The organism is Weissella sp. DD23, assembly GCF_001579105.1.
GTDB lineage: Bacteria > Bacillota > Bacilli > Lactobacillales > Lactobacillaceae > Weissella > Weissella cibaria.
Window position 1 is genome coordinate 126766 of the sequence record NZ_KQ970393.1, and the last position, 9801, is coordinate 136566.

General features: G+C 44.5%; 9 protein-coding genes and 1 pseudogene. 3 read left to right on the plus strand and 7 right to left on the minus strand.

Annotated elements, in window-relative coordinates; translation table 11 throughout:
- The first annotated feature begins 522 nt into the window (after nucleotides 1-522).
- Nucleotides 523-1911 carry an amino acid permease gene (locus WEIDD23_RS06610; protein ID WP_010375044.1) on the plus strand — a complete coding sequence of 463 codons (1389 nt, stop codon included), beginning with the start codon at nucleotides 523-525 and terminating at the stop codon, nucleotides 1909-1911.
- 44 nt (nucleotides 1912-1955) lie between these two features.
- Here WEIDD23_RS06610 and WEIDD23_RS06615 read toward each other — a convergent pair whose 3' ends face one another.
- From WEIDD23_RS06615 to WEIDD23_RS13055, 5 genes are all read right to left on the minus strand, one after another.
- A complete protein-coding gene (locus WEIDD23_RS06615) occupies nucleotides 1956-3281 on the minus strand; it encodes an APC family permease (RefSeq protein ID WP_010375045.1) in 1326 nt (441 codons plus the stop codon).
- Nucleotides 3282-3557: 276 nt separating this feature from the next.
- Nucleotides 3558-3995, minus strand: coding sequence for a hypothetical protein (locus tag WEIDD23_RS06620; protein ID WP_010375046.1), 438 nt, complete (start codon nucleotides 3993-3995; stop codon nucleotides 3558-3560).
- A 122-nt stretch (nucleotides 3996-4117) separates the two neighbouring features.
- Complete coding sequence (locus WEIDD23_RS06625) at nucleotides 4118-5032, minus strand: GRP family sugar transporter (RefSeq protein WP_062358856.1); 915 nt, start codon at nucleotides 5030-5032, stop codon at nucleotides 4118-4120.
- A gap of 144 nt (nucleotides 5033-5176) precedes the next feature.
- Nucleotides 5177-6541 (minus strand): MFS transporter, encoded by a 1365-nt coding sequence (locus tag WEIDD23_RS06630; protein ID WP_010375048.1) that lies wholly within the window; start codon nucleotides 6539-6541, stop codon nucleotides 5177-5179.
- Nucleotides 6542-6667: 126 nt separating this feature from the next.
- On the minus strand, nucleotides 6668-6826 hold the full coding sequence (locus WEIDD23_RS13055; protein WP_153280280.1) for a hypothetical protein: 159 nt from the start codon (nucleotides 6824-6826) through the stop codon (nucleotides 6668-6670).
- Nucleotides 6827-7040: 214 nt separating this feature from the next.
- On the opposite strand from WEIDD23_RS13055, the gene WEIDD23_RS06635 reads away from it, so the two are divergent.
- A complete protein-coding gene (locus tag WEIDD23_RS06635; RefSeq protein ID WP_010375051.1) occupies nucleotides 7041-7952 on the plus strand; it encodes an NADP-dependent oxidoreductase in 912 nt (303 codons plus the stop codon).
- Between the two features lie 101 nt (nucleotides 7953-8053).
- A complete protein-coding gene (locus WEIDD23_RS06640; protein WP_010375052.1) occupies nucleotides 8054-8539 on the plus strand; it encodes a phosphatidylglycerophosphatase A family protein in 486 nt (161 codons plus the stop codon).
- Nucleotides 8540-8598: 59 nt separating this feature from the next.
- Here WEIDD23_RS06640 and WEIDD23_RS13570 read toward each other — a convergent pair whose 3' ends face one another.
- Both WEIDD23_RS13570 and WEIDD23_RS06645 read right to left on the minus strand, forming a co-directional pair.
- Nucleotides 8599-8739, minus strand: coding sequence for a hypothetical protein (locus tag WEIDD23_RS13570; protein WP_010375053.1), 141 nt, complete (start codon nucleotides 8737-8739; stop codon nucleotides 8599-8601).
- A gap of 128 nt (nucleotides 8740-8867) precedes the next feature.
- Nucleotides 8868-9784: pseudogene (locus WEIDD23_RS06645) on the minus strand (proline iminopeptidase-family hydrolase).
- Between the last annotated feature and the right edge of the window lie 17 nt (nucleotides 9785-9801).

Genomic DNA, 9801 nt, shown 5'->3' on the forward strand with positions numbered 1-9801 from the left:
TCTTCTCTGCGCGCCATGCGCGCGAACAAACCCTTTTGTTCCATAAACGTTTCCTCGTTTCAACTACTCATCTAGCTACTAGATTTACTCATTCAATCATTAGAAAATAATGTGATAATTCTACATTCAAAACCAGTTACTGTCAACTGAATTTACCACCACAAATGCCCAGTTTTCGGAACTTAACGCATTATTATTAAATACTTTTCATAAATGATTATCGACTATGCAAAATATAATGAATGCCTTTTTAGCTTGCGTACCTTTAGTAATAATGATAAACTTCTAATCATTAAGTACTAACAAGAAAGAAATGGAGGTCATCATTATGATTAAGCAATACCGTCACAACAGCATTACTGTCATCACGACGACCACCACCTCAACCACCATTTTGGCTGGTTGGGCTCTTTAAAGTACTGTTAAATAAAGATTGTTAACAGGCCGTCCAATCAGTTCTACACCCCATTGCGGTGCATGGCTAGTTGGACGGTCTTTTTGTATGCTTAGGAGAAAAAGAATATGGCAAAGAACAAAGATAAATTACCTGACGGCCAGTTACAACGGTCGCTAACGTCAAATCAAATGCAGATGATTGCCTTGGGTGGTACCATCGGGGTTGGCCTATTTATGGGTTCAACTTCAACAATTAAATGGACTGGTCCTTCCGTCCTATTAGCCTACGCTTTCGTCGGCTTGCTCCTGTACTTAGTGATGCGAGCCTTGGGTGAAATGATTTTCATCAACCCCACAACCGGATCATTTGCTGATTATGCAACCAATTACATTCACCCGCTTGCTGGGTATCTTACAAAATGGAGTAACGTTTTCCAATATATTGTCGTTGGTATCAGTGAAGTTATCGCGGTTAGCCAATATCTCAATTACTGGTGGCCAAACCTACCTGGTTGGATTTCCGGCGTGGTCGTTATTGCCACTTTGACGCTAGCGAACCTTGCTTCAGCCAAGGCATACGGCACGATGGAATTCTACTTTGCCATGATTAAGGTTGTCACGATCATTTTGATGATTGTATTGGGTGTGATGGTCATCTTCTTAGGATTGGGTAATCACTGGCACGCACTTGGCCTATCAAACTTGTGGTCACATGGTGGCTTCTTCACCGGTGGTGTGAAGGGATTCATCTTCTCACTATCAATTATCGTTGGGTCATACCAAGGAATCGAAGTGTTGGGTATCACAGCTGGTGAAGCTGCCAACCCACGTCACGCTATCGTCTCATCAGTTAAGTCAGTTGTTTGGCGTATTTTGATTTTCTACATCGGGGCCATTTTCGTTATCGTAACGATTTACCCTTGGAACCAACTGGCAGCCGTTGGCTCGCCATTCGTTGAAACGTTCTCAAAGGTTGGAATTGCTGGTGCCGCTGGAATCATTAATTTCGTGGTCTTGACGGCTGCCATGTCAGGCGCCAACTCAGGCATTTACAGTTCAAGTCGTATGCTATTCAAGTTGTCACGCGACAAGGAGACGTCTGGTGTTTTCCAAAAGCTATCTTCACACCACGTCCCATACGTTTCAATTTTGGCCATTTCAGGTGGTATCTTACTTGGTTTGATTTTGAACACGGTATTATCACTTTATAGTAAGTCAACGGCAAACATCTTTGTCCTGGTTTATAGTTCAAGTGTGTTACCTGGTATGGTGCCTTGGTTCGTTATTCTTTGGTCAGAACTTAGCTTCCGCCGTTCAAACAAGGAATTACTTAAGGATCACCCTTTCAAAATGCCACTCTACCCATTGACGAACTACTTCGCAATCTTCGCTTTGGTCTTGATTGTCATCTTTATGTTCATCAATCCTGAAACACGCATCTCAGTTTCAATTGGAGCCGGCTTCCTCGTGTTGCTATCACTATTCTTCTTCGCAACGAACAAGCACAAGCAATAAATCAAAAGCGTCCTCGCAGCAGATGCGGGGACGCTTTTTTTGATTTATTGCTTATTTTTATAGTATAGATAAACCGGAATACCAACAGCCACAAACACAAACGAAATGAGGACCATTGTAAAACTAGAAATCAACGTATTAATCAAGATGAACAACGCACCTAAGATAGCCACCAAAGGCACAAACGGGAATAACGGTACGCTAAACACTTCCGGATCACGTGCCAAACCGGCCCGTTTGTTACGAATACGTAAGATGAAAATACCAAAGAATGTTGCCGTATAGAACAACCAGATGACGAACACAGCCATATCTGATAGCCAATCTGCCTTTGACGTAAACATCAACGCACCGGCTAAAACAGCTGTGGTCCACAAAGCGCCAACCGGGGCCTGCGCTTTATTCAAACGGGCTAAGAACTTGGGCAACATGCCATCTTCAGCCATCGCATACACCATACGTGGGAAAGCTAACATCTTACCATTCAAAGTTCCCGCCATTGAAATCAAAATACCAATCGATAGTAGACGACCGCCTAGCTCACCGAAGGCCGACTTTGCTACTTCATAAGTCACATTATTGCCAAGTTTAACAATTTGATCGGCAGGCATCGCACGGTACACACCATATGAAACACCAACATAGGCCAACATAACAATCAAAATACCCCCAATAATTGAACGGGGAATATTACGCCGTGGGTTCTTTAATTCACCCCCCAAATTGGTCAGCGTTGCCCACCCATCGTAAGCAAACAACGTTGCCAAAACGGCCATACCAAAGTTTCCCGTTGCCGTTGATGATAGCTGGGTAACCGTCTGACCCAGTGCGTCAGCCTTACCGAAAAACAAACCAAATACCATCAAGACTGCAATTGGAATCAACTTAATACTGGTCGTAGCGACTTGGAACATCGAAGCAATTCGATTATCTAGCGAATTCATCAATGTGATAAGCACTAATGTTCCCAATCCAACCCAAATCACCGCACTATCTGGTAGGCCAAAAAAATTAGCAAACAGATACGCGAAGTATGCAGCAATAGAAGCCACAATTGCCGGCGCATAAACTACAACTTGCGTCCAGCCGGTCAAAAAGCCCCAAAACTTACCGTACAACTTATCCATATAAATATAGATACCACCGGTCTGGGGAATGTGCGCGCCAATTTCTGAAATCGTTAACCCGGCTGCCAAAGTGATTACCCCACCAGCAACCCAAGCGAGTAACCCAAGTGTTGTGCTACCAGCCGTTTCCAACACTTGTCCCTGCTTGAAAAAAATTCCCGATCCGATAACGGTTCCGATTACAATCGAGATACCCGTCCAAACACCCATCGTCCGTTTCAAATGATGCTCTTGCCCTGCCATATCCTATACCCTCTACTTTCAAAATAACCCAATATCACACAAAAACACGCAATCGTCTCGACGAAAATTTCGTCAGTTAACGATTGCGTGTTCGATTAAGCGCTTAATAATTTTTGTACGCTAAAATCCTCAACCGTTAAACTGGACGGTTGAGTCAGAGGACGTCGTCATGATGATAGCTGTGCTAATTCGATTATTCATAAGTCTGCCCTCCTTTTGGCGTTTTTGTATGATTAGAACTTTATCATCATCTCATCGTTTGTGCAATAGGTTTTCTCATTCTATTTTTAATATCTTCAATGCATCCCCAGACTGATTTAGAATTCGAATTTCTAATCCAGGCTGCGTTACCCCACCAGCCCGCATGGCCCCCAGCACCTTATCCGTTAACTTCTGTACCTGCGCTTGTTCATGCTTCAAGCCAAAATTAATGAGTTCTGTTGACACATTAGTTGTCCGGATGGTGTATATAATACGATTCTGATCATCGGTTGCATTGGCCGACGTAACCATCCCCTGCGACAGTTTTAATACGCGACGTTGGTAGGTATTTAATTGTGACGCAACCGCATGCGCGGATCCTGGTTGCAAGTTAACCCGCAAATCTACTTGTGATGCCACTGGTAATTTAGGTTGCGTCTGCGACCAAACCACCAACCCAATCAGGATACTTAAAAAGAGGAGACCACTGATTATCCACGCTAATTTTTTCATGATTAACCTCGTCTAATCTGTACTAGCAACCATTATACCGCAGTCAGAATTGCTAATAATAAAGAGCGTAAAAAAGCCTTAACCACATTTCTGACAGTTAAGACTTTTACTATTAATTCAATTTAACCAGCAAGCGTTACTAGAATACCGCCCAACATAACGAAGAGGGCCCCGATGGCAATACCAATGATTTGCGTCTTTGTTTTACGTTCCTTCAAGATCAAAATCGCACCCAACGTTGAAACGATAATGCCCATCTGTGACAACGTTGAGGCCTTCGCTTGACCAACTGCAGGGTTCAAGACAGCAAGACGAATCATCACCTCACCAGTTCCCCACATAATACCAGCCAAACCATTCTTTGCCGTTTCCTTCGTCAATAATGGCAACTTGAAGTTTCCACCATTGAAGATGAAAATACCAAAAACCAAAGCCCCGATTGTTTGACCGATGGCGATGGGCAACGACAAGGCCATCGTGTTGTGCAACGTACCTGTATCAACGTGGACCAAGTGTAACAAAGCAACTGTCTTTGGAATCATGAAATAAATCATGTAAGCAAAGACTGAAATGATCGTTAACCGTACCCCATCCTTATTCAAGTGTGATGGCTTACCTGAAATCAAGAAAACACCAATAATAACGGAAACAATGGCTAACAAGCCAATTGTCCACTGGTGGGCACCTTGCCACTCACCAAATACTGCTGCACCAACCAACGCGTTCACCGCAATTTGGCCAGCTGTATTCAAACCAGACGCCTGTGAAACACCCATCTTCTTAAAGGCTGCTAATTGGAAGCTCGTTCCGGCAGCCCAAGCGATTCCTGATAAGACGTACGTCAAACCAGCCATACTGAAGACAACGGGCCAAGTTGGTCCCTCAAACAAGGCGTACACGCCAACTACGATTGAGAAGACCAGCGAACCAAGCGCGCCACCCAAAATTTGGTTTGCGACACGACCACCAGCCCATCCATTTACAATTCCCATTGCTCCCCACAATACGGCGGGAATCAAAGCATACATAATTGACATGTACCATTTCTCTCTTTCAACTCTTTTTTATCAACGTTAATTACTATAGCACCGGGTTTTATGCCGTTAAATTAAAAAGGGAATAAAATAGACCAATCCAAGAATTGGCGTATACCATTTCTTGGATTGGTCTAGTTATGACACTTAATTAATTGCCGCTTCACCAGCATTTTTAGGTAGCAACATCACTTCAATCATCGGTACAATGGCAAAAATCCCTAGCACGACAAAGCCCCATGCATAGGCGCCTTGCAGTGTCATACCATGACGGAAGATGTGGATAATCACCGTAATCAATGAAATACCCAAGCCTTGGCCAAGACTCTGCGTCACAGCCGTTAAGGTATTAGCCCCGTTCCGGTGAATTGGGGCAACATCCGTGAATTGTAGCCCATTATATGACGTAAAGGCCAACGACCGCCCAACACCCGAAACGAGTGCCAGGAACATAATCGCAATCGCTGTCGTATGCGGCCGAACCAGCGCCAATCCAAATGAACTCAATATCAACATCAAAAATGACGCAATTAATGCCCCACGGAAGCCAAGGCGACGAATAATTGGATTCGTAAACGGCTTAATGCCGATGTTACCAATGAAAATAAAGATGACATACCATCCTGCGCGGGCCGCTGACCAACCAAAGACCGTTTGCAACAGCACCGTTAAGACGTATGGCAAGCTGGCAATGGTAACTTGGAATAGCGTCCCACCAGTTTGCGACACTCGGAACGTCGGTACCTTCATCGTCGCCACCGAGAACAATGGATGTTCAGCTCGGCGCAAGTGCTGGTAAACATTTACGCCCAACACAATACCAATAACGACCATAATCAAACCGTACCAGACAACCACGCCTGTACGTGCTAACATTTCAGCACCCGTCAGCAACGCCATTGACGCCAGCGCTAATTCAACGAAACCACGCACATCAAACGGCCGTGGTTGTTGCTGATCATCACGTGGCAATAACCGTACGCCAATCAAAAAAGCGAGCAAGCCGATTGGCAGATTAATCAAGAAAATCCAGTGCCAAGTAAAGTATGTCACGAACATACCGCCAATAACTGGCGCCACAGCTGGTGCCATCAATGACGGCCAGACCAAATAACTAATCATCTTCAACAGCTGATCTGCCGGTGTCTTTTCCAACACCATTAGCCGGGCCGTTGGCGTCATCATAGCCCCCGCAATTCCTTGTACAATTCGCATAATCAATAGCACGGTAAAGTTGGGCGCTACTGCACTACCAAAGGAACTTAGCGTAAAGAGCACAACCGCCCACAACCAAATGTTCTTTTTACCATAGCGTTGCGCCAACCAGCCACTCAATGGGATGAAAACAGCCACGGCAATCATATATGTACTAACCAACAAACTCGCCGTCGCCGCACTAACATTAAACGTTTGGGCCATCTTGGGCAGAGCCGTGGTTACAATCGTGCCATCCATGACATCCATAAACAAACTTGCTGCCATCAATAACGCGATTTTAATTTCTTTCGACACGCTACTTACCTTCCTTTTTCTAAAACTCACGAAGAATAAGTGTATGCCTTTTTAAAAAACGTTGCAAATCAAAACGCGATACCACAACCGATCTTATGACCGCCTTGTAGTATCGCGCTTCATTAACTAATGTTGTACTGCCACCTTGGTAGCTACTGTTGAATCAACTTGTTCAATGTCAGAGTCCAAGTCTTCCTTATCCTCTAAACGGAACGTGATGATGTAAGCAATAGCTGCAGCGGCTGCAGCTCCCAAACTCATTGCACTCATAAATAATGTCATCATCGTTTCCCCCTTTACGTTCCTTTTGTATGTATTAATAATAAGGCCTGCACATAGGCATTGTAAACGATTTCAGCTGTATTAATTTTGTCAGAACGTCAAAAAATTTAATGGTCTATACCGGCAAATTAATCACCTTATTTTGTACATCCCCAATAAAACAAGCTACAATGAAGTCATTAAATCAAGATTGGTCAAACGAGGAGGTATTCGTATCATGAAGGCAGTTCAAATTAAAGAGTTTGGTGACGTTGATGTACTTGAAGAAATTGACACCCCAACACCAAAGATTTTGAAGAAGCAGGTGCTAGTTAAGAACCACGCGGTTGCAATCGATCCTTACGATGTAAAGTTTATCCAAGGACTTGCCGGTGAAGCCGATAAGCTCCCATTGATTCCTGGATCAAGCGTGATTGGTGAAGTTATTGCCGTCGGCGAAGAAGTCACGGATTTCCAAGTCGGTGACCGTGTCGCCGCAACGCGCCACCACCAAACCTACGCTGAAGAAGTTCCCGTTGGCCAATCTGCAGTTGCCAAGGTGCCAGCTGAACTAGATGACGAACACGCGGTAGCTGCCGTGATCGGTGCTGCTACTGGCTATCAAATGATTACTGATGACTTAGACGTTCAGGCTGGACAAAAAGTCTTGATTCAAGGTGGGGCCGGTTCTGTTGGATCCGTTGCTATTCAAGCTGCCTTGAACCGTGGTGCGGTAGTCTACGCAACGGCTAAGCCAGCTGATTTCGACTACTTGAAGTCACTTGGTGATGTCACACCGGTTGATTATCACACAGCTTATGAAAACGACTTGTCTGATTTCGATGCTGTTTTGGACACAATTGGCGGGGCCGTTGCCATTCAATCTGCTAAGATTTTGAAGCAAGGTGGTAAGCTACGCAACCTAACAAGTTACGATGACGAAGCCATGAGCGCATTCGACATTGATGCTGAACACACTTACCTAAAGGGTAAGCGCCCTAACCTGGCAGCTTTGTACGCCGATATGGTCGCTGGCAAAATCAACGTCAAGGTTGGCGAAATTAAGCCATTCACTGTAGCTAACTTGCGTGACGCACATGCTGCTGCTCGTCAAGGTTCAGCTGCTGGTAAAGTTGTCTTAACCTTTTAATTAAACGTAAAATTTAAGCGAGCGAATGTTTCATGTGAAACACCGTTCGCTTTTGTTATTGACTATAATGGAACTATTACTTTTTTCCGGGAGAAATTACTATGCTATTCACAGAACGTGACTATTACGAAGACGTCGTGGCGATGCTAAACGCACGCGGGGTAAACTTAGAAGACATCGGCGAATTGGTTTTGTTCGGTCAAAAGGCCATCATTCCCAACCTAACAATGGCAGACGCCGTTGACTCAGTACAACACGTCCTACACAAAACCGAAGTACAAGATGCAGTGATGACCGGTCTCGCAATTGACGACTTGGCGGAAGCTCGACAATTGCCACAACCATTGCAAGGTCGCATCGACCGTGATCATGGTACTTACGGCATTGATGAGCAATTGGTTATGTCAATCCTTGGCGTTTACGGCACCATTTCTTGGACAAACTTTGGCTACCTCGACCGATTAAAGCCCGGTATCGTTGGTCGTTTGAACGACGAGCAACACGCTGGCGGTCGTGTGAACACCTTTATTGATGATATCGTATCAGCAATTGCCGCAGCCGCCCAAGCCCGGATTGCGCACGATTAAAAATGAACAAAAATAAAGCCAGGCACGTGTGTCTGGCTTTATTTTTGTTCATTTATCAATTACATAATGCCGTTTGCCTTGGCAGCTTCGATCAAATCGATCTCCTTAGCACTTTGAACAGGTGTTGGTGTTCCGTCAACGTTAATTGACTCAATCCCCTTCTTTTCCAACAACTTCTTCAACTTATTCTTCTGTGACATAAATCCATACCTCCAGCACATTTTTAATTTGCGCGTCAGGTGATTGGCCCGGCGTGTATGTCTACCCTTATAGTGTAGTCCTTTTTTACCGGTTTGTTAAATCAAGTTCACGAACGGGCTAGCCGTAATTAATCTGGTTGGAAAGTGCCCGTCTCAACATCTTGGATAAAATGTCGCAGATTATAGAAAAATACTTCTGGATTATCGACCATGTGGACGTGTCCAGCATCTGGCGTGACACGCAACCGCGCATTCGGCATTTTATCGCGCATCTCCCGCGCTACTGACAATGGCATTGACTCATGGCCACCAAATGTTAGTAACGTTGGCACCGTGATTTCATGTAGCCGCTCTGCAACCGACCAATGGGCCAATTCGCCAGTAATCACAAATTCATTATTTCCCTGGAAATGATTATAGACGGCCGTACCCATTGTACTAATCTGATGATGCGGTGCATTTGGGTGACGCGTGATATATGCCTGATCAAGTTGCGTGGCGTAGGCTTGATAGGTTGGATTATCCCATTCACCCCGTTCTTCAACTTCACGCATAAACGCTACGACATCAGCATCGAATTCATGTTCTCGAATGGCATTGATGTTCGTTACATAATCATCAATATTATCAATCATTGAAATAATAATAAGTCCTTTGACGACGCCCGGGTGGCGCAACGCATATTCCTGCGCTAATAATCCACCCCATGAATGGCCCGCTAAATAAAATTCACCATCTTCATAACCTAATTGCTGCCTAACTTCTTCTACCTCATTTAGATAGTAGTCATAATTTAAAAATCGTTCAACGTTAGCCGGATCATCAAAATCTGGTTGGTCTGAATACCAAGCCCCCAGCTGATCATATTGTGTGACTTCGACACCATCCGGATTTAAAAATTCTGGAAAACGCTCATATGGTTCATGCCCAGCGCCCGGTCCACCGTGCAACGTCAGCAATTTAATTGGCTTGCCCGTACCATCTGTACGCGACCATAAATGATGCCATTCTCAAGCGATAAAATGTGCGTGCCATCTTTTGTCATCCAATCATCCCCCTATT